The 20,795-nt window shown below is 61.1% G+C and carries 16 protein-coding genes; 7 read left to right on the plus strand and 9 right to left on the minus strand.

What is annotated here, in order from left to right; translation table 11 throughout:
* The first annotated feature begins 170 nt into the window (after positions 1 to 170).
* The 7 genes from LAB08_RS25285 (at position 171) to LAB08_RS25315 (ending at position 10,141) form a co-directional block, all read left to right on the plus strand.
* Positions 171 to 1,331: an efflux RND transporter periplasmic adaptor subunit gene (locus tag LAB08_RS25285; protein ID WP_096509164.1), complete on the plus strand. Its 1,161-nt coding sequence runs from the start codon at positions 171 to 173 to the stop codon at positions 1,329 to 1,331.
* Entirely contained in the window at positions 1,328 to 4,432 is a 3,105-nt protein-coding gene (locus LAB08_RS25290) for a multidrug efflux RND transporter permease subunit (protein ID WP_096509163.1), read from the plus strand. The genes LAB08_RS25285 and LAB08_RS25290 overlap by 4 nt, the downstream gene beginning before the upstream one ends.
* 9 nt (positions 4,433 to 4,441) lie before the next feature.
* Positions 4,442 to 5,119: a heavy metal response regulator transcription factor gene (locus tag LAB08_RS25295; protein WP_033056445.1), complete on the plus strand. Its 678-nt coding sequence runs from the start codon at positions 4,442 to 4,444 to the stop codon at positions 5,117 to 5,119.
* Positions 5,109 to 6,473: a heavy metal sensor histidine kinase gene (locus LAB08_RS25300; RefSeq protein WP_096509162.1), complete on the plus strand. Its 1,365-nt coding sequence runs from the start codon at positions 5,109 to 5,111 to the stop codon at positions 6,471 to 6,473. Before LAB08_RS25295 ends, LAB08_RS25300 begins: the two co-directional genes overlap by 11 nt.
* A 234-nt stretch (positions 6,474 to 6,707) precedes the next feature.
* Positions 6,708 to 6,932, plus strand: coding sequence for a hypothetical protein (locus LAB08_RS25305; RefSeq protein WP_096509161.1), 225 nt, complete (start codon positions 6,708 to 6,710; stop codon positions 6,930 to 6,932).
* A 195-nt stretch (positions 6,933 to 7,127) separates the two neighbouring features.
* A complete protein-coding gene (locus LAB08_RS25310) occupies positions 7,128 to 8,447 on the plus strand; it encodes an OprD family porin (RefSeq protein WP_096509160.1) in 1,320 nt (439 codons plus the stop codon).
* A gap of 194 nt (positions 8,448 to 8,641) precedes the next feature.
* The gene (locus tag LAB08_RS25315) at positions 8,642 to 10,141 is read left to right on the plus strand and encodes a sensor domain-containing diguanylate cyclase (protein WP_096509159.1); all 1,500 of its coding nucleotides are present in this window, start codon (positions 8,642 to 8,644) and stop codon (positions 10,139 to 10,141) included.
* A 160-nt stretch (positions 10,142 to 10,301) separates the two neighbouring features.
* Here the strand turns inward: LAB08_RS25315 and lpxC are convergent, their stop codons facing one another.
* From lpxC to murD, 9 genes are all read right to left on the minus strand, one after another.
* A complete protein-coding gene (lpxC, locus tag LAB08_RS25320) occupies positions 10,302 to 11,213 on the minus strand; it encodes a UDP-3-O-acyl-N-acetylglucosamine deacetylase (protein ID WP_003178240.1) in 912 nt (303 codons plus the stop codon).
* Positions 11,214 to 11,325: 112 nt separating this feature from the next.
* Complete coding sequence (gene ftsZ / locus LAB08_RS25325; protein ID WP_095193000.1) at positions 11,326 to 12,519, minus strand: cell division protein FtsZ; 1,194 nt, start codon at positions 12,517 to 12,519, stop codon at positions 11,326 to 11,328.
* Between the two features lie 78 nt (positions 12,520 to 12,597).
* A complete protein-coding gene (gene ftsA / locus LAB08_RS25330) occupies positions 12,598 to 13,857 on the minus strand; it encodes a cell division protein FtsA (protein ID WP_096509158.1) in 1,260 nt (419 codons plus the stop codon).
* Positions 13,858 to 13,871: 14 nt separating this feature from the next.
* Positions 13,872 to 14,738 (minus strand): cell division protein FtsQ/DivIB, encoded by an 867-nt coding sequence (locus tag LAB08_RS25335; protein WP_096509157.1) that lies wholly within the window; start codon positions 14,736 to 14,738, stop codon positions 13,872 to 13,874.
* Positions 14,739 to 14,742: 4 nt separating this feature from the next.
* Positions 14,743 to 15,723, minus strand: coding sequence for a D-alanine--D-alanine ligase (locus LAB08_RS25340; protein WP_096509156.1), 981 nt, complete (start codon positions 15,721 to 15,723; stop codon positions 14,743 to 14,745).
* Positions 15,720 to 17,180, minus strand: coding sequence for a UDP-N-acetylmuramate--L-alanine ligase (gene murC, locus LAB08_RS25345; RefSeq protein WP_096509155.1), 1,461 nt, complete (start codon positions 17,178 to 17,180; stop codon positions 15,720 to 15,722). Before murC ends, LAB08_RS25340 begins: the two co-directional genes overlap by 4 nt.
* Positions 17,173 to 18,243, minus strand: coding sequence for an undecaprenyldiphospho-muramoylpentapeptide beta-N-acetylglucosaminyltransferase (gene murG / locus LAB08_RS25350; protein ID WP_096509154.1), 1,071 nt, complete (start codon positions 18,241 to 18,243; stop codon positions 17,173 to 17,175). Before murG ends, murC begins: the two co-directional genes overlap by 8 nt.
* Positions 18,233 to 19,450: a putative lipid II flippase FtsW gene (gene ftsW / locus LAB08_RS25355; RefSeq protein WP_096509153.1), complete on the minus strand. Its 1,218-nt coding sequence runs from the start codon at positions 19,448 to 19,450 to the stop codon at positions 18,233 to 18,235. The genes murG and ftsW overlap by 11 nt, the downstream gene beginning before the upstream one ends.
* A complete protein-coding gene (gene murD / locus LAB08_RS25360; RefSeq protein ID WP_096509152.1) occupies positions 19,447 to 20,793 on the minus strand; it encodes a UDP-N-acetylmuramoyl-L-alanine--D-glutamate ligase in 1,347 nt (448 codons plus the stop codon). Before murD ends, ftsW begins: the two co-directional genes overlap by 4 nt.
* Positions 20,794 to 20,795: the final 2 nt, after the last annotated feature.

Genomic DNA, 20,795 nt, shown 5'->3' on the forward strand with positions numbered 1-20,795 from the left:
CTCTGTGGGAGCAGAGCTTGCTCCCACAGGTGCCGGCCCAGAGGCCGCCAAGTCAAAGAGCGTACGAAACTGACAGCGCCGTCAGTTAGCAGTCACTCTCCTGACCGCCAAACAGGTTTATAAAGGAAAATACCAACCTGTCGATCACCCTGCCCTGGCGCCTCACTCGCATGCGAATCCAGCAAAAACCCGTCCTGCTTGTCGCCCTTCTGATTTTCCTGGCAGCGCTGGGCCTGTGGTATGCCACCAAGCCCGCCAAGGCAAAGCTCGCGGCACCCGGCGCCATCCCCGTGCGGGTGGTCAGCGTCGCCGAAAAAGACGTCCCCCGCTACGTCAGCGGCATCGGCTCGGTGTTGTCGTTGCACAGCGTCGTGGTGCGCCCGCAAATCGACGGCATTCTCACCAAAATCCTGGTCAAGGAAGGCCAGTTGGTGAGCAAGGGCGACCTGCTGGCCACCATCGACGACCGTTCGATCCGCGCCAGCCTCGACCAGGCCCGGGCGCAACTGGGCGAAAGCCAGGCGCAACTGCAAGTGGCGCAGGTCAACCTCAAGCGTTACAAACTGCTGAGCGTCGACGACGGCGTATCCAAACAGACCTACGACCAGCAACAGGCGCTGGTCAACCAGCTCAAGGCCACCGCCCAGGGTAATCAGGCCTCGATTGATTCGGCCCAGGTACAACTTTCCTACACACAGATTCGTTCTCCGGTCAGTGGCCGCGTCGGTATCCGCACGGTGGACGAAGGCAATTTCCTGCGCATGACCGATGCCCAAGGCCTGTTCACCGTCACCCAGATCGACCCGATTGCCGTGGAATTCTCCCTGCCGCAACAAATGTTGCCGACCCTGCAAGGCCTGATCAATGATCCGCAACATGCCAGGGTCAAGGCCTACATCGGTGCCGACACCGACGGTGAGACCGGTAACCTGTTGGGTGAAGGCCACCTGACCCTGATCGACAACCAGATCAACGCCAACACCGGGACCATCCGTGCCAAGGCCGAATTCGACAACGCCGGGCAGAAACTCTGGCCGGGGCTGCTGGTGACGGTAAAAATTCAGACAGCCTTGGACAAAGACGCGCTGGTGGTACCGCCCACCGTCGTACAGCGTGGCCTGGACCAGCCTTTCGTGTATCGGGTCAAGGGTGACAAGGTCGAAACCGTACCGGTGCAGATGGTTTTTCAGGGCAGCAGCCAGAGCATCATCAAGGGCGTCGAACCGGGTGATGTGCTGGTCAGCGACGGCCAGTCGCGGCTCAAGCCCGGAGCCACCGTGCAAGTGCTGACCGACCCGGCGCAAGTGGTGCAGTCGGAGGCCGCGCCATGAAAGGCCACGGTTCGATATCCGCCTGGTGCATCGACCACCCGGTCGCCACGGTTCTGCTGACGTTTGCGCTGGTGCTGCTGGGCGCTATCGCTTTTCCGCGCCTGCCGGTGGCGCCCTTGCCCGAAGCCGAGTTCCCGACCATCCAGGTGGCGGCACAACTGCCCGGCGCCAGCCCGGAAACCATGGCCTCTTCGGTGGCCACGCCGCTTGAAGTGCAGTTCAGCGCCATTCCCGGCGTGACCCAGATGACGTCAAGCAGTGCCCTGGGTTCGACCAACCTGACCCTGCAATTCACCCTCGACAAAAGCATCGACACCGCCGCCCAGGAAGTGCAGGCCGCGATCAATACCGCCGCCGGCAAGCTGCCCAAGGACATGCCGAACCTGCCGACCTGGCGCAAGGTCAACCCGGCCGACAGTCCGGTCTTGATCCTCAGCGTCAATTCCTCCCTGATGCCGGGTCCCGAACTCAGCGACCTGACGGAAACCCTGTTGTCCCGTCAGATCAGTCAAATCGACGGCGTAGGCCAGGTCGCCATCACCGGTCAGCAGCGTCCGGCGATCCGTGTCCAGGTGTCGGCAGACAAACTCGCAGCCATCGGCCTGACGCTGGCGGACATCCGTCTGGCGATCCAGCAGACCAGCCTCAACCTGGCCAAAGGTGCGCTGTACGGGGAGTCGAGCATCTCGACCCTGTCCACCAACGACCAGTTGTTCCGCCCCGATGATTACAGCCAATTGATCGTTTCCTACAAGGACGGTGCACCGGTTCATCTCAAGGACGTCGCCAAGGTTGTCAACGGTTCGGAAGACGCCTACGTCCAGGCCTGGGCGGGCACGCAACCGGGGGTCAACCTGGTGATCTTCCGCCAGCCGGGGGCGAATATTGTCGAGACCGTGGACCGCATTCAGGCGGCCCTGCCGGGGCTGGAAGCGATGCTCCCCGCGTCGGTGCAGGTCAAGACGCTGATCGACCGCACCCAGACCATCCGTGCTTCGCTGCATGAAGTGGAAATCACTCTGCTGATCGCAATCATGTTGGTGGTGGCGGTGATGGCCCTGTTCCTGCGCCAGTTGTCGGCGACCCTGATTGTGTCGGCGGTACTGGGCGTATCGCTGATTGCCAGTTTCGCCCTGATGTACGTCATGGGTTTCAGCCTGAATAACCTGACGCTGGTGGCGATCGTGGTGGCCGTTGGGTTTGTGGTCGACGATGCGATCGTGGTCGTAGAGAACATTCACCGCCACCTGGAGGCCGGTGACGGTATGCGCGAGGCCGCGATCAAGGGTGCGGGGGAAATCGGCTTCACCGTGGTGTCGATCAGTTTCTCACTGGTAGCGGCGTTCATTCCGCTGCTGTTCATGGGCGGCGTGGTCGGACGCTTGTTCAAGGAGTTCGCCCTGACCGCCACTTCGACCATCATGATTTCGGTGGTGGTGTCGTTGACGCTGGCGCCAACCCTGGCGGCGCTGTTCATGCGCGCACCGGTGCATCACGCCCACGATAAACCGGGCTTCGGCGAGCGCCTGCTGGCCTGGTACGAAAAAGGCCTGCACCGCGCCCTCGCCCATCAACGCCTGATGCTCGGCGTGTTCTGCCTGTCCCTGGGCTTGGCCGTGACCGGGTACGTGCTGATTCCCAAGGGCTTCTTCCCGATTCAGGACACCGGTTTTGTCCTCGGCACTACCGAAGCCGCCGCCGATATTTCCTACGGCGATATGGTGAAAAAGCACCTCGCCATGGCCGAAATCGTCGCCGCCGACCCTGCGGTCGAAACGTTCTCGCACTCGGTCGGGGTCTCGGGCAGCAACCAGACCATTGCCAACGGCCGGTTCTGGATCACCCTGAAAAAACGCAGTGACCGCGATGTCTCGGCCAGCCAGTTCATCGACCGGATCCGCCCGCAACTGATGAAAGTGCCTGGCATCGTCCTGTACCTGCGGGCCGGCCAGGACATCAACCTCAGTTCCGGCCCGAGTCGCGCCCAGTATCAGTATGTGCTCAAGAGCAACGACGGCCCGACCCTCAGCACCTGGACCCAGCGCCTGACGGAAAAACTGCGCAGCAACCCGGCATTCCGCGACATTTCCAACGACCTGCAACTGGGCGGCAGCATCACCCACATCAGCATCGACCGCAGCGCCGCCTCCCGTTTCGGCCTGACTGCCAGCGATGTCGACGAGGCGCTGTATGACGCCTTTGGCCAGCGGCAGATCAACGAGTTCCAGACCCAGATCAACCAGTACAACGTGATTCTCGAACTGGACACCAAACAACGCGGCAAGGCGGAAAGCCTCAACTACTTCTACCTGCGCTCACCGCTGAGCGGTGAGATGGTGCCGTTGTCGGCCCTGGCTCGGTTCGATGCGCCAACGGTCGGCCCGCTGTCCATCGCCCATGACGGCATGTTCCCGGCCGCCAACCTGTCGTTCAACCTCGCGCCCGGCGTGGCATTGGGCGATGCGGTGATCATGCTTAACCAGGCCAAGGTCGACATCGGCATGCCGGCGGCCATCAGCGGCAACTTCCAGGGCGCGGCCCAGGCGTTCCAGAGTTCGCTGGCCAGCCAGCCATGGCTGATTCTGGCGGCGCTGGTGGCGGTGTACATCATCCTTGGCGTGCTCTACGAGAGCTTCGTGCATCCGTTGACGATCATCTCGACCTTGCCTTCGGCGGGCCTGGGGGCGGTGATCATGCTGTGGATCTGCGGCCAGGACTTTTCAATCATGGCCCTGATCGGGCTAGTGCTGTTGATCGGTATCGTCAAGAAAAACGGCATCCTGATGATCGACTTCGCCCTCGAAGCGCAGCGAAAAGGCGGCTTGCCGCCGGAAGAAGCGATCTTCCAGGCCTGCCTGACGCGGTTCCGGCCGATCATCATGACCACCCTCGCCGCCCTGCTCGGCGCCCTGCCGCTGATGCTCGGCTACGGCACCGGCGCCGAGTTGCGCCAACCCCTGGGGATCGCGGTGGTTGGCGGCCTGCTGGTAAGTCAGGCGCTGACGCTGTTCACCACGCCGGTCATATACTTGTGGCTGGAGCGGCTATTCCATCGGCCTAAAAAAACAGCGTCCGCAACGACGCTGGCGACCACAGACTGAGGCGGGGTCATGCGCGTTCTGATTATCGAAGACGAGGAAAAAACCGCGGACTACCTGCACCGCGGCCTGACGGAACAGGGTTACACCGTGGACCTGGCCCGCGACGGCGTGGAAGGCCTGCACCTGGCGCTGGAAAGCGATTACGCGGTGATCGTCCTCGACGTGATGCTGCCGGGCCTCGACGGCTTCGGTGTGCTACGCGCCCTGCGCGCGCGCAAGCAAACCCCGGTGATCATGCTCACCGCCCGCGAGCGGGTCGAAGACCGCATCAAAGGCCTGCGCGACGGCGCCGACGATTACCTGGGCAAACCCTTTTCCTTCCTCGAACTGGTGGCGCGCCTGCAAGCGCTGACCCGTCGCAGCGGTGGCCATGAACCGGTGCAAGTAAGCATCGCCGACCTGTGGATAGATCTGATCAGCCGCAAGGCCACCCGCGCCGGCACACGCCTGGACCTGACCGCCAAGGAATTCTCGCTGCTCAGCGTTCTGGCCCGCCGCCAGGGAGAAATCCTGTCGAAAACAGCGATCGCCGAAATGGTCTGGGACATCAATTTCGACAGCGACGCCAACGTGGTCGAAGTCGCGATCAAACGCCTGCGGGCCAAGCTCGACGGGCCGTTCGAAGAGAAACTGCTGCACACGATTCGTGGCATGGGTTATGTGCTGGAGAGCCGTGGTGTCCAGTAACTCGATTGCCCTGCGCCTCAGTGGAATGTTCACCTTGGTGGCGCTGCTGGTATTCCTGCTGATCGGCTGGGCGCTGTATCAGCAGGTCGACAAAGGTTTGGGCCTGCTGCCCGAAGCCGAACTGGACGCGCGCTACAGCGTGCTCGAATCCACGGTCGGCCGTTACGGTACGCCCGAGCATTGGGTGAAGATCAACAACAAGCTCAAGCTGCTCGGTGAAGAAGACAAGCGCATCAGCTTCTGGATCATCAGTGGCGATCCACTCTACGAATACGGCAACCTGACACCGCAGATCCGCGCGTTTGCCCAAGGGCCGCTGGGCATGCGTGACATGAAATTGCCGGATCAGCCCTACCCGCTGAAAGTGCTGGTCAGTCAGTTCCCGGCCAAGGATCAGCGCCCACCGCTGCGCTTCATGATCGGCATCGACACCGAAACGTTTTACCAGACTCAACACCAACTGCTGATCGCCCTGATCGGCCTGGCGATTGTCGGCGTGCTGCTGGCCTCGGCACTGGGTTACTGGGTGGCGCGAATCGGGCTCAAGCCGCTGATCAAGTTGTCTCAGGAGGCCCAACGCCTCGCCCCGCCCTTGCGCTCAGGGCGTTTGCGAATGTCATCACTGCCACCGGAGCTGAACCAGTTCGTCAATTCATTCAACTCCACGCTGGAGCGGGTCGAGCAGGCTTACTCGCGCCTGGAATCGTTCAACGCCGACGTCGCCCATGAGCTGCGCTCGCCGTTGACCAACCTGATCGGCCAGACCCAGGTTGCGCTGACCCGTGGACGCTCGGCGGAGCATTATTTCGAGGTCTTGCAATCGAACCTTGAAGAGCTTGAGCGACTGCGCTCGATCATCAACGACATGCTGTTCCTCGCCAGTGCGGATCAGGGCAGCAAGGCCACCCAACTGATTGCCACTTCGCTGGCCGATGAGGTGGCGACGACCCTGGAATACCTGGATTTCATCCTCGAAGATGCCCAGGTGAAGGTACAGGTCAGCGGCGATGCCCAGGTGCGGATCGAGATCGCGCACCTGCGAAGGGCGCTGATCAACCTGTTGAGTAATGCGGTGCAGCACACCGGCCCCGGACAGGTGATTGAGGTGCACATCGAAGCCCAGGAGCATCAGGTCAGTATCGGCGTTGCCAACCCCGGCTCGCCGATTGCCAGCGAACACCTGCCGCGCCTGTTCGAACGCTTCTATCGCGTCGACGCCTCGCGCAGCAACAGCGGCAACAACCATGGGTTGGGCCTGGCAATCGTCAAGGCGATTGCGCTGATGCATGGCGGGGATGTGTTTGTGCGCAGCGATCACGGCATGAACACCTTCGGCATTCACCTGCCCGTCTGACCCCACCCCTTGTGGGAGCGAGCCTGCTCGCGAAAGCATAACCTCGGTTCCTGAGCTGTACCGAGTCGCCTGCTTCGCGAGCAGGCTCGCTCCCACAATGGTTTCAGTTTACGAACCAACTACTGTTGCTTTTTGTGTAACAGTCCTTTCATGAATCCGCTCTTTTTCCCATCGCCGGATATCCCTATCTTTGCCGCCATCAAACAGCACTTGCCAAGCAAGAAGGTTTTAAAGATGTCCAACAGTATGGGTATTGCCAGCGCTTTCGTTTTGTCCTCTTTGTTCGTAACCCCATTCGCCATGGCTGAAGAGTCGCAGACCTTCGCTGCACAAAATGCAGCACGCGTCGCCGCGTACGAACAGCACCAGATCGAGATGACAGCCAAAGCTCAGCAAGCCACCCAGGCCCCGCAAGCATCGAGCACTCAGGCCCAGCCACAGGCCGAGAAAGACAGCTGATATCTGCGCCTCGCTCCAGTTTCCCTCGACACTTTTCATCGGCTCTTCCCTTTGAAAAGTTGTCTTCCAAGCCGCTGCCATCAGCGGCTTTTTTCGTTGTGGATTTAAACCCGCCGGCTTCGGCACACCTGCCATAAACATCCCCGACCAGCAAAACAGTGACGTTTCAAGTTGACCCAAGGAGCTTTACCGCACGTGCGTTTCCCATTTCGATTCACACCGTTGTTCATTGCAATCGCTGCAACGATGGCCACCAGCGCCCAGGCCGCCGATGATTCGCCCGCCGCAGGATTCGTCGAAGATTCGAGCCTTCATCTCAACGCCCGCAACTACTACATGAACCGCAATCGCTTGCAGCAGGCCGACGACAACATCGAGTGGGGCCAGGGTTTGCTGGGGGTCTTCGAATCGGGTTTCACTGAAGGCGCTGTCGGCTTCGGCATCGATGCCCATGCCATGCTCGGGCTCAAGCTCGACGGCGGTGGCGGCACGGACAATTCGAGCATCCTGCCGGTCAGCGATGGCAACGGCAAAGCGCCGGAGTCGTTCTCGACTGCCGGTGGCACCCTGAAAATGCGTGCTTTGGATACCGAATTGAAGGCCGGCGACCTGTTTCTCGCCAATCCGGTGATCGCCGGTGGCGAAACCCGCATGCTGCCCCAGACCTTTCGTGGGGTCAGCCTGACCAACCACAGCATCGACGGCGTGATGATCGAAGGTGGCCAGGCCAGTTTCACCAAGCCGTACAACCAGAGTGGCCATACCCGCATCGGCACGTCCTACGGCAGCCTGCCCGAAGGCAAGGACAGCCAGCACCTGAACTGGGCCGGCGTAGCCTGGAGCAGCCTGCCGGGACTGACCAGCAGTCTGTATGCCGCCGAGCTGAAGGACATCTGGAACCAGTACTACTTCGACCTGGATTACACCTACGCACTCAATGACCTGATCAGCCTCAACCCGGGCCTGCACTTCTATCACACGCAAGACACTGGTGATGCGCTGCTGGGCAACATCGACAACAACACCTACAGCCTGCATTTCACGGTCGGCGTGGGTCATCACAGCGTCACTGCCGCTTACCAGCGGGTCAACGGCAACACCCCGTTCGACTACATCAGCCAGGGCGACAGCATCTTCCTCGACAACTCCCAGCAATACTCAGACTTCAACGGTCCGAATGAACGCTCGTGGAAACTCAAATATGCCTACGACTTTGCCGGACTCGGCCTGCCGGGTGTGACATCGGCCGTGTCGTACTCACGAGGCGAACTGGACCTGACCCAGGTTGACCCCGACAGTCCCGGCTATGCCGCGTTCTACAACGCCGACGGCAAACACGCCAAGCATTGGGAGCGTGACATTGACCTGAAATACGTGGTCCAGAGCGGTAAAGCCAAGGACCTGGCACTGCACCTGCAATGGGCGACCAACCGTGGCGGCAATGGTTACGGCGCCCTGGATCAGGACACCGATGAGTACCGGGTGATCGTCGACTACCCGATCAATGTGTTCTGATCAACCGCGTAACCTGTAGGAGCCGGCTTGCCGGCGAAGGCGGCGCATCAATAGACATGCGGGTGCCTGACACGCCGCTATCGCCAGCAAGCCGGCTCCTACAGAGATCAGAGGTTTGCTGTCGCGGGCCTTTTTCCTGGCTGCTACGGTTATGGGACTACGCTTACTCAGTCATTCCCGCAGACTTCAGCCCCATGACCGTACGCCGTACTTCCAATGGTTCAGGCAACGCCGGACGGCCCGAGATCCTGGTGATCCTCGGCAGCAGCCTGACGGTCATTGCGATCCTCAGCATCGTCACCTTTCTGCTGATCCGCGAACATGCCAACGCCCAGCAGGCCGCCACACGCAGTGCAACCACCATCGCGCAATTGATCGACGCCGACGTACTGCGCACCGTGGAGCTCTACGACCTGACCCTGCAAGGCTTGATTGCCGCGGCGCAACGGGATGACCTGAAACAGGTTTCGGCGCAAATCCGTCACCTGGTGCTGTTCGACCGCTCCACTACGGCGCGCTACAAGGGCGACATTCTGTTGCTGGACCAGAAGGGTGAAGTGCTCGCCGACTCGTCATTGATCGAGCCCAAGCCGGGTAACTTCGCTGACCGCGATTATTTCCTCGCCCATGTCCAGAACCGCGACAGCGGCATGTTCATCAGCCGCCCGTTCAAACCCCGTTGCGACTGCGCCTACAGTGACGAATGGCAAATCAGTTTCAGCCGGCGCATTTCATCACCCACCGGTGAGTTCCTGGGTGTCGCGGTGGCCTCGATGCGCCTGGCGTACTTCGATCAGTTGTTCAACAGCCTGGACATCGGTACTGGCAGTACGCTGGCCATCATCAATGACGACGGAGTTCTGTTGGCACAGAAGCCGTTTCTGCAAGACAACTCAATTGGCAAAAGCTTCGCCGGCCGGCCCAACGTCGTGCGCATGCTGCGCGAGGGCAGCGGCAGCTTCGACGGCGTGTCGAGCATCGACCGACAACAACGCCTGTACACCTTCAGCCGGGTCGGCAACCTGCCGCTGACGGTCATCGTTGCCCTTTCCGGCGACGAGGTATTCGCCACCTGGCAACGCACGGCCATTGTGATCAGCGGCGCCACCGGGGTCCTGTGCGCCGCGTTGCTCTGGCTGACCTGGTTGCTCTGTCGCGAACTGCGCCTGCGACACTGCGCCGAGCAGGAACTGGCGCAACTGGCCGCCACCGATGCCTTGACCGGCGTGGCCAATCGCCGGACGCTCGACCAGACCCTGCGCCACGAATGGTTTCGGGCGCAACGCTCCGGCAAGCCGATGTCAGTGCTGATGATCGACGCCGATCACTTCAAGGCGTTCAACGATCGCCATGGCCACCAGGCCGGCGACGAGGCTCTACGCTCACTGGCCGAGGTCATTGGCGCCAACGTCCATCGCCCGACAGACCTGGTGGCCCGCTACGGCGGCGAGGAGTTTTCGGTGATCCTGGCCGAAACCGACCACGCAGGCGCGCGGCAGATCGCCGAACGCATCCGTACGCAGGTGGAACAGTTGCCCGTGGTGGCAGGCGATGACCAGCCGATGACCGTCAGCATCGGCATCAGCACCTGGACGACAGCGAGCGATATCAGCCTGGAGCAGTTGCTGTTTTTGGCGGACAAGGCGCTGTATCAGGCCAAGGAACGGGGGCGAAATCGGGTGGTTTGTGCCTGAAATTTTCGGTGGCCCGACCGGCCTCATCGCGGGCAAGCCTTGCGCCCACAGTGCAGGAGCAAGGCTTGCCCGCGATGGGGCCGGTGCAGACACCACAAAATCCAGGGCATAAAAAAAGGCCACCCGAAGGTAGCCTTTAAAAACTAGAGAGGTTTTTTACTTACACGGCCGCAACAGGGCGCATGTAAGAAATCGGTGCAGTGCTGGCGTCTTCAAAGGTCACGACTTCCCAGGCATCTTTCTGTTCAATCAACTTGCGCAGCAGTTGGTTGTTCAGTGCATGTCCGGACTTGAAGCCCTTGAACTCACCAATCAGGCTATTGCCCAGCAGGTAGAGGTCACCAATTGCATCGAGGATCTTGTGCTTCACGAATTCGTCTTCGTAGCGAAGACCGTCTTCGTTCAGTACGCCATCCGAGTCGACCACGATAGCGTTTTCAACGCTACCGCCGAGTGCGAGGTTGTGCTTGCGCAGGTACTCGATATCGCTCATGAAACCAAAAGTACGGGCGCGGCTGACTTCTTTTACGAACGAAGTGCTGGAAAAATCCACGCTTGCACTTTGTGTGCGATCACGGAAAACCGGGTGATCGAAATCAATCTCGAAACTCACCTTGAAACCTTCGAAAGGGACGAAAGTGGCGCGCTTGTCGCCGTCTTCCACTGTCACTTCGCGCAGGATGCGGATGAACTTCTTGGCGGCGTCCTGTTCTTCCAGGCCAGCCGATTGAATCAGAAATACGAAGGGTCCAGCGCTACCATCCATGATCGGGACTTCGGACGCGGAGAGCTCGACGTAGGCGTTATCGATGCCCAGGCCAGCCATGGCCGAGAGCAAGTGCTCCACCGTATCCACTTTGGTGTCACCGTTGACCAGCGTGGTCGACATCGTGGTCTCACCAACGTTTTCCGCGCGTGCAGGGATCTGCACCACCGGATCGAGGTCGGCACGACAAAACACAATGCCGGTGTCGATCGGCGCAGGCTTGAGGGTCAGGTAAACCTTCTCCCCGGAGTGCAGACCTACACCTGTGGCACGGATAATATTTTTCAGTGTGCGTTGTTTAATCATGGCTTGGGCCGCTTCAGCGCAAATTGCGAACTGGTATCAACAAAGGCTGGCGATGATAGCAGACCACGCCTTTGCTGAACACCAATCACCTTCATAGCCCTGATACATTTCATCAATCGGCCTGACGACGCAGGAAAGCCGGGATGTCCAGATAATCCAGATCATCCTGTGGATTCATCTTCGCGGCAGTCGCAGCACCGGCCTGAGCCTGGTTGCGCATGACGGTCGGACGGTCCAGGTCACGGTAGTTCACTGCTGGAGCTTCCTGACGAACAGGGGCTTGTTGTTGTGGCTGGGAAGCCATCGATGTGTGAACGGTATTGTCGATGACCTTCACAGGCTTCTCGATTTTAGCGCCCAGACCGGTCGCAACGACAGTCACGTGCAGCTCATCGCGCATGTCCGGATCGATAACGGTACCGACCTTGACCATGGCGTGCTCGGAAGCGAAGGCTTCGATGATGCTACCCACGTCGGAGTACTCACCCAGGGACAGGTCAGGACCGGCGGTGATGTTCACCAGGATGCCGCGTGCACCTTGCAGGTTCACGTCTTCGAGCAACGGGTTGCGGATGGCCGCTTCAGTCGCTTCACGTGCACGGTTCGGACCGCTGGCGCAGCCAGTGCCCATCATTGCCATGCCCATTTCGCTCATCACGGTACGTACGTCGGCGAAGTCGACGTTGATCATGCCCGGACGCTTGATGATGTCGGAGATACCGCGAACGGCACCGGCCAGTACATCGTCAGCCTTGGCGAAAGCCGACAGCAGGCTGGCGTCCTTACCGAGGATGGTCAGCAGCTTCTCGTTGGGAATGGTGATCAACGAGTCGACGCTTTCCGACAGCAGGCGGATGCCTTCGTCAGCCAGCTGCATACGCTTGCGGCCTTCGAACGGGAACGGACGGGTCACCACCGCAACGGTGAGGATCCCCATTTCCTTGGCCACTTCAGCAATGATCGGCGCAGCACCGGTACCGGTACCACCGCCCATGCCAGTGGTGATGAACACCATGTTGGTGCCCTGCAGGACTTCGGCAATGCGCTCACGATCTTCGAGAGCGGCCTGACGACCTACTTCAGGGTTTGCACCGGCACCCAGACCCTTGGTCACGCTGGTACCCAGTTGCAGGATGGTCCGCGCGCTGATGCTCTTCAGCGCCTGGGCATCAGTGTTGGCGCAGATGAATTCAACGCCTTCAATGTTGCTCTTGACCATGTGATTCACGGCGTTGCCGCCGCCACCGCCAACACCGATAACTTTAATAACCGGGCTTGCGGGGATGTTGTCTACGAGTTCGAACATTTTCCCTCTCCTTTACGTTCTCTAGTTTTTTCGCCTACTGCCTGTATCTACAACGGTGTAGCGGTGCTGCGGTGAATCTTAGAAATTGCCCTGGACCCAGCTCTTGATGCGATCGAGCAAGGCGCCTTTCGGTTCTTCGTTGCTGTAGCTGTCGCGACTGCCGATACCCGAGAACGAAATGCCGTCGGATTGTTTCTGCAGGCCGTACATCAACAGGCCGACACCGGTGGAATAAATCGGGTTGCGGACCACGTCATCCAGGCCTCGCACGCCATGAGGCACGCCCAGGCGCACCGGCATGTGGAAGATTTCCTCGGCCAGTTCGGTAGCGCCTTCCATCTTCGACGTACCGCCGGTCAGCACGATGCCGGCCGGGATCAGGTCTTCGTAGCCGCTGCGACGCAGCTCGGCCTGGATCAGGGTGAACAGCTCGTCGTAACGCGGTTCGACCACTTCGGCCAGGGCCTGACGGGACAGCTCGCGCGGTGGACGGTCGCCAACGCTCGGCACCTTGATGGTCTCACCGGCACCGGCCAGTTTGGCCAGGGCACAGGCGTAGCGGATCTTGATTTCTTCGGCGTACTGGGTCGGGGTGCGCAACGCCATGGCGATGTCGTTGGTCACCTGATCGCCCGCAATCGGGATCACCGCGGTATGACGGATCGCGCCTTCGGTGAAGATCGCGATGTCGGTGGTGCCACCGCCGATGTCCACCAGGCACACGCCCAGCTCTTTCTCGTCATCGGTCAGCACCGAGTACGCCGACGCCAGTTGCTCGAGAATGATGTCGTCGATTTCCAGGCCGCAGCGACGCACGCATTTTTCAATGTTCTGTGCGGCGTTGACGGCGCAGGTGACGACGTGAACCTTGGCTTCCAGTCGCACACCGGACATGCCCAGAGGCTCACGGACGCCTTCCTGGTTATCGATCACGTAATCCTGCGGCAGGGTGTGCAGCACGCGCTGGTCAGCCGGGATTGCCACGGCCTGGGCGGCGTCGAGCACACGCTCGAGGTCGGCGGAGCTGACTTCGCGATCACGAATGGCCACGATGCCGTGGGAGTTCAGGCTGCGGATATGATTGCCGGCCACGCCAACGAACGCCGAGTGGATGCGGCAACCGGCCATCAGCTGTGCCTCTTCGATGGCGCGCTGGATCGACTGCACGGTGGACTCGATGTTCACCACCACGCCTTTCTTCAGGCCGCGGGACGGATGGGTACCGATCCCGACGATTTCCAGCGTGCCGTCGCCCGACACCTCGCCTACCAGCGCCACCACCTTGGAGGTGCCGATATCGAGACCGACGATCATTTTGCCGCTTTGAACGTTTGCCATGGGTCCTGCCTCTCTTAATTCTTCGCGACAGCGGGTTGGGCTGTCGTAGGCGCTACAGGTTCGCGCCAGCCAACGGCCAGGCCGTTGGCATAACGCAGATCGATGCGCGCAATGTTCGTAATCTGTTCTTTAAGCGTCTTGTCATAGATGGCAATGAAACGGCGCATCTTTTCCACCAGGTTGCCGCGTCCCAGCAGCAGTTCTATTCCAGGGCCCGCACTGCCGGGGCCAGTGGTCAGGAACCAACTGCCTCGTTCACGCAACTCCAGGCGTGCAATCGAGAAACCCAGGGGCCTGAGCATCTGGCTCAGCACCTGGTATTGCTGCATCACTTGCTGTTGAGCCCGCTGTGGGCCGAACAGCTGCGGCAGGTGTTCATAATTCGCCAGCTCACGCGGCGTGAACGCCTGTCCCTGGTTGTTCAACAGCGATTCGTCGCCCCAGCGAGCCACCGGCAGTTGTTCTTCCAGGCGGATCACCACTTGATCCGGCCACACCCGCCGTACCTCGGCATGGGCAATCCATGGCATCTGTTCCAGTTCGGTGCGCATGCTCGCCAGGTCGATGGTGAAGAAGCTCGACGCCACATAAGGGGCGATTCGCTGCTGCACTGCCTGCTGGCTGATGTAGCTCAAGTCGCCCTGCACATTGATCCTGGTGATCGGTCGGTCGGCGTACGGCAGCAAACGCTGTGCGCCTTCGTAAGTACCGAATCCCAATGCGACCAACAGCACCGGCCAGAACAGACTTTTCAGAAAGCCGAAATTGGCTTTCGGCAGGCGCGCAGACATCGGCTCTTTGGCCACCATTCGGCTGGCACCCCGCGGCACCGGCTTGCGGCCGGGTGCGGGGGGCTGATGTCTCAACTGTGCGCCTTGCATGGTCTTAACCTCGCGGCTCTTGCTGACTGGCAGCGTTGCGGCCAACGCTCTCGGCCAGAATGGCCAGAACCAGTTGCTGGAAATCCAGGCCGGCCGCACGGGCCGCCATTGGCACCAGGCTGTGATCGGTCATGCCCGGCGCGGTGTTGACTTCCAGGAACCAGAACTGCCCTTCGGCGTCCTGCATCACGTCCGCCCTGCCCCAACCGGCAATACCCAGCGCCTCACAGGCTTTGGCCGTGAGGTCCATGAGTTCCTTTTCCTTGGCGCTGTCCAGCCCGCACGGAATGCGGTACTGGGTATCGTTGGCGATGTACTTGGCGTCGTAGTCGTAGAAACTGTGCGTCGTGCCCAGGGCAATGGGAGGCAACACCTGGTCACGCAGGGTGGCGATGGTGAACTCCGGACCTTGAATCCATTGCTCGACCAACACTTGCGAATCGTAGGTACTGGCCGCTTTCCAGGCGTCGATCAATTCGGACGCGGAAGTCACTTTGGCCATACCGATACTTGAACCTTCATGCGCCGGTTTGACGATCAAAGGGAAGCCCAGTTCCGTGGCCGCCGAAATACAATCGGCCTCGCTGCTCAGCACCGCGTGACGTGGCGTCGGAATGCCCAGGCTGTGCCAGACCTGCTTGGTGCGCAGCTTGTCCATGGCCAATGCCGAGGCGAGGATGCCGCTGCCGGTGTAAGGAATGCCCAGGCATTCGAGCAGGCCTTGCATGCTGCCGTCTTCACCGCCACGACCGTGGAGGATGATGAAGGCGCGGTCGATTTTTTCGTTCAGCAGACGCTGCAGCAGATCATCGCCCACGTCGAGGCCGAACGCGTCCACGCCCGCGCTTTGCAGCGCATCGAGAACCGCATTGCCCGACTTCAGGGACACTTCGCGCTCGGCACTCTTGCCGCCGAACAGCACGGCGACGCGGCCGAAATCTTTCGGCGCGACAGTGGAGACGAGGTTGGCGTAGGCAGCAGTCATTTCAACTTCCCCTCGACCGGCGCAGCCACGGCGCCGGCGAACAACTCGCTTTTCAACAGTTTTGGTGCGAGACCACCGATATCACCGGCGCCCTGGCACAGCAGAATGTCGCCCGCACGCAGCAGCGGCTTGACCAGTGGCGCGAGGTCGACACCACGCTCGATGTAGATCGGGTCGAGCTGGCCGCGCTGGCGGATGCTGTTGCACAGCTTGCGACTGTCGGCGCCCGGGATCGGTTCTTCGCCGGCCGGATAGACTTCCATCAGCAGCAATACGTTGGCGTCGGCCAGTACATTGACGAAGTCGTCGTACAGATCGCGGGTACGGCTGTAGCGGTGCGGCTGATAGACCATCACCAGTCGGCGCTCCGGCCAGCCACCACGTACAGCCTTGATCACCGCTGCGACTTCGGTCGGGTGGTGGCCGTAGTCGTCGACCAGCATGACGTTGCCACCGTCCACCGGCAGTTCGCCGTAGACCTGGAAGCGACGGCCGACGCCCTGGAACCCGGACAGGCCCTGGACGATGGCTTCATCGCTGACGCCTTCATCGGTGGCGATACAGATGGTCGCCAGTGCGTTCAATACGTTGTGGTTGCCCGGCATGTTCACCGAGACATCCAGCGGCTCGCGATCCGGACGCAGCACGGTGAAGAAGGTCTGCATGCCTTGCTGGCGGACATTGATGGCGCGCACGTCACAGTCGTCGCCGAAGCCGTAGGTCACGGTCGGACGCTTGACCTGCGGCAGGATTTCACGCACCACCGGATCGTCCAGGCAGACCACAGCCAGGCCGTAGAACGGCAGGTTGTGGAGGAACTCGACGAAGGTTTTCTTCAGTTTGTTGAAGTCACCGTCGTAGGTCGCCATGTGATCGGCGTCGATGTTGGTGACCACGGCCACCAGCGGTTGCAGGTGCAGGAAACTGGCGTCGCTTTCGTCGGCCTCGGCGATCAGATAACGGCTGGTACCGAGCTGGGCGTTGGTGCCCGCGGCATTCAGACGGCCACCGATCACGAAGGTCGGGTCCAGGCCACCGGCGGCGAACACCGAAGCGATCAGGCTGGTGGTGGTGGTTTTGCCGTGGGTACCGGCGACGGCGATACCGTGGCGATAGCGCATCAGCTCGGCCAGCATCTCTGCACGCGGCACCACCGGAATACGGCGTTCCAGCGCAGTGGCGACTTCCGGGTTGGAGGTGTTCACGGCACTCGACACCACCAGCACGTCGGCAGCGGCAGCGTTTTCGGCACGGTGACCGATGAAGATCTGCGCGCCGAAGGATTCCAGGCGCTCGGTGACCGGCGAAGCTTTCAGGTCGGAACCGGACACTTCATAACCCAGGTTCAACAACACTTCGGCAATCCCGCACATGCCCACACCGCCGATCCCGACGAAGTGGATGCGACGGATGCGGCGCATTTCCGGTTGTGGCATGGCTTTCTTATTCTCAACCATGGGCCACCTCCAGGCAGGTATCGACCACGTTACGGGTGGCATCGGGTTTGGCCAGGCGGCGGGCCGCAGTGGCCATATCATTGAGTCGTTGCGGTTGCATCAGGACCTCTGTCAGGCGAGCGGCAAGATCCGCTGCGCCAGTCGTTCTTTGCGGCATCAGGAAGGCAGCGCCTTCGCGGGCCAAATAATCGGCGTTGCGGGTCTGGTGATCGTCGATCGCGTGGGGCAAGGGCACCAGCATCGAGGGCAGACCGGCGGCAGCCAGTTCACTGATGGTCAGCGCACCGGCGCGACACACCACCAGGTCGGCCCAGCCATAGGCTTGGGCCATGTCTTTGATGAAGGGCTGCACTTGCGCCTCGACGCCAGCCGCGCGATAGCGCTCTGCAGTCACTTCATCGTGGTTTTTGCCGGCCTGATGGAATACCTCCGGACGCAAGTCGACGGCGACTTGCGACAGGGCGTCAGGCAGCAACTTGTTCAACGGCTCTGCCCCCAGGCTTCCGCCCAGGATCAGCAAACGTGCCTTGCGACCGCCCAGGGCAGGTCGCGGTGTTTCGAGGAACAGCTCGGTGCGCACCGGATTACCGGTGGTCCGTCGGCTGCTCGACAGGGTAAAGGTGTCGGGGAACGCTTCACAGACCCGGGCGGCCAACGGCACCAGCAACCGATTGGCGGTACCGGCCACGGCGTTCTGCTCATGAACGATCACCGGCACGCCGGCCAGTTTCGCAGCGACACCGCCAGGACCGGTCACAAAACCACCGAAACCAACGACACAGACCGGCCGCAACCGACGAATGATCGCCCGCGCCTGCCAGACTGACTTGAGAACCATGAACGGCGCCTTGAGCAAGGACAACTTGCCCTTGCCCCGCACACCGCTGGCGTTGATCCGGTGCAACTCGATACCGGCTGCCGGAACCAGGTCGTTCTCGATGCCGCGCGGCGTACCGAGCCAGTGCACCGTATAACCGCGGGACTGGAACTCGCGGGCACAGGACAATGCCGGAAACACGTGGCCACCGGTGCCACCAGCCATGATCAATACGTTAGCGCCCATGGTTCGGCTCCTCGGCGAAGTCGCTCTCATGGAACTCCATCTCTTCACTGCCCAAATGAGTTCGACTCTCCCACTCGATGCGCAGCAGCAAACCGAGACAGGCACAGCAGATCACCAACGAACTGCCGCCATAACTGAGAAATGGCAGGGTCAGGCCCTTGGTCGGCAGCAGGCCGACGTTCACCCCGATGTTGATCAGGAATTGACCAATCCACAGGAACGACAGGCCGTACGCCACATAGGCGGCAAAAAACTGCTTGGCCTTCTCGGCCCACAATCCGATGTACATGCCACGAATACAAACGAAGACGAACAGCGCGACCGTGCACAAAGAACCCACGGCACCCAGTTCTTCAGCCAGGACCGAGAACACGAAGTCGGTGTGGGCTTCCGGCAGGTAGAACTGTTTCTGCACGCTGTTGCCCAGGCCAACGCCCAGCCATTCGCCACGACCGAATGCGATCAATGCCTGAGACAACTGATAGCCGGCGCCGAACTGGTCAGCCCATGGATCGGCAAAGTTGGTCAGACGCGCCATCCGATACGGCTGCATTTGAATCAGCAACACCACCGCCGCAACCGCCAGCACAACCATCAGGGAAAAACGGAACAGCCCGACGCCGCCGAGGAACAGCATCGCCGCGGCAGCCCCCATCATCACGACGGTGGCACCGAAGTCCGGCTCCATCAGCAGCAGGCCCGCCATTGGCAGCAGAACGATGAACGGCTTGAAGAAGCCCATCCAGCTTTCCCGCACTTCCTTCTGGCGACGCACCAGATAACCGGCGAGGTAGATCACCACAAACACCTTGGCGATCTCGGACGGCTGCACGTTGAAGAAGCTGAAACCGATCCAGCGCATCGAACCGTTCACTTCACGGCCGATCCCCGGGACGATCACCATCACCAGCAAACCGAAGGCACCGATCAGCATCAGCCAGCCCAGGCGTTGCCAGGTGGCGATCGGAATCATCATGGTGACAACGCAGGCACCCAAGCCCAGCACCACATAAATAAGGTGGCGAATCATGTAATACAGCGGGCTGCCCGACTGTGCCGCCGCCACTTCGGTGGAGGCCGATGCAATCATGATCAGCCCCAGCCCCAGCAGCGCCAGGCAACCGGCGAGCATCGGGAAGTCGAGGTCGATGCCGCGCCCGGTGATGAGTGGCGATGGGAATGGCTTGATAATGCCTTTGAGGCTCATGCCAGATCCTCCACGGCGCGGACGAACTGGTGACCACGGTCTTCGTAGTTCTTGAACATGTCGAAGCTGGCACAGGCCGGCGACAGCAGCACCACGTCACCTGGCTGGGCAGCGGCGCGGCACTGTTCCACGGCTTCGACCAGCGAACCGGCGCGAATCAACGGGACGGCGTCGCCAATGGCCTCACCGATCTTGTCGGAATCACGGCCCATCAGAATGACGGCACGGCAGTTGGCTGCCACCGGAGCACGCAGATCCTTGAATTCGGCACCCTTGCCGTCGCCACCGGCAATCAGCACGATTTTGCCGTCGATGTCCGCGCCCAGGCCTTCGATGGCGGCCAGGGCAGCACCGACGTTGGTGGCTTTGGAATCGTTGTAATAGCCCACGCCTTCCAGGTCCCGCACCCACTGGCAACGGTGTTCCAGCCCGGCGAAGTTGCGCAGGGCCGAGAGCATGGCATCGAACGGCAGGCCGACGGCGTGGCCAAGGGCCAATGCCGCCAGGGCGTTGGACTGGTTATGGGCGCCGCGAATTTTCAGCTCGCGCACCGGCATCAGGTTCTGGAACTCGAAAGCCAGGTACTTCTCGCCGTCTTCTTCGCGGATACCGAAAGCCTTGAAGTCCGGTTTGTTCAGGCCGAAGGTCCAGCAAGGCTGACCCTCGCCCATCAGCGGACGGCTCAAGGCATCCTGGCGGTTGACCACAAACTGCTTCGCACCACGGAAAATCCGGTGCTTGGCCAGGTGATAGGCCGGCAGACCGCTGTAGCGATCCATGTGGTCTTCGCTGATGTTGAGTACGGTCGCCACTTCGGCGTTGAGCTGATCGGTGGTTTCGAGCTGGAAGCTCGACAGTTCCATCACATACAACTCGACGTCGTCGCTGAGCAGATCCAGTGCCGGCGTTCCGAGGTTGCCGCCGACGGCGACACGCTTGCCGGCCGCAGCCGCCATCTCGCCGACCAGGGTGGTCACGGTGCTTTTCGCGTTGGAGCCACTGATGGCCACGATCGGCGCCTTCGCGTTACGCGCGAACAGCTCGATGTCGCCGGACAGCTTCACGCCACGGGCAGCGGCAGCCTGCAGGGCCGGGGTCGCCAGCGCCAGGCCGGGACTCACGTAGAGCTCGTCGGCACGGCACAGGAACTCGACATCCAGCTCGCCACAACGCACTTCCACGTGCGGATAGTCACGCTTGAGCGTGGCCAGTTCCGGTGGATTTTCCCGCGTATCGGCCACGGCAAACGCCACGCCCCGGTTCGCCAGGAAGCGAACCAGGGACATGCCGCTCTTGCCGAGGCCGACAACGATGCGGAAGTGGTCAGAAGCGATCAGAGACACGA

Origin of the sequence: Pseudomonas izuensis (assembly GCF_002356535.2) — a bacterium.
GTDB lineage: Bacteria > Pseudomonadota > Gammaproteobacteria > Pseudomonadales > Pseudomonadaceae > Aquipseudomonas > Aquipseudomonas izuensis.

Coding starts and splice junctions, on each gene's coding strand:
- ftsA (WP_096509158.1), bottom strand. CDS start 13,857: ATGGCAAACGTTCAAAGCGGCAAAATGATCGTCGGTCTCGATATCGGC.
- LAB08_RS25290 (WP_096509163.1), top strand. CDS start 1,328: ATGAAAGGCCACGGTTCGATATCCGCCTGGTGCATCGACCACCCGGTC.
- lpxC (WP_003178240.1), bottom strand. CDS start 11,213: ATGATTAAACAACGCACACTGAAAAATATTATCCGTGCCACAGGTGTA.
- murG (WP_096509154.1), bottom strand. CDS start 18,243: ATGGGCGCTAACGTATTGATCATGGCTGGTGGCACCGGTGGCCACGTG.
- LAB08_RS25305 (WP_096509161.1), top strand. CDS start 6,708: ATGTCCAACAGTATGGGTATTGCCAGCGCTTTCGTTTTGTCCTCTTTG.
- LAB08_RS25315 (WP_096509159.1), top strand. CDS start 8,642: ATGACCGTACGCCGTACTTCCAATGGTTCAGGCAACGCCGGACGGCCC.
- LAB08_RS25340 (WP_096509156.1), bottom strand. CDS start 15,723: ATGACTGCTGCCTACGCCAACCTCGTCTCCACTGTCGCGCCGAAAGAT.
- LAB08_RS25295 (WP_033056445.1), top strand. CDS start 4,442: ATGCGCGTTCTGATTATCGAAGACGAGGAAAAAACCGCGGACTACCTG.
- ftsZ (WP_095193000.1), bottom strand. CDS start 12,519: ATGTTCGAACTCGTAGACAACATCCCCGCAAGCCCGGTTATTAAAGTT.
- murC (WP_096509155.1), bottom strand. CDS start 17,180: ATGGTTGAGAATAAGAAAGCCATGCCACAACCGGAAATGCGCCGCATC.
- ftsW (WP_096509153.1), bottom strand. CDS start 19,450: ATGAGCCTCAAAGGCATTATCAAGCCATTCCCATCGCCACTCATCACC.
- LAB08_RS25335 (WP_096509157.1), bottom strand. CDS start 14,738: ATGCAAGGCGCACAGTTGAGACATCAGCCCCCCGCACCCGGCCGCAAG.
- LAB08_RS25285 (WP_096509164.1), top strand. CDS start 171: ATGCGAATCCAGCAAAAACCCGTCCTGCTTGTCGCCCTTCTGATTTTC.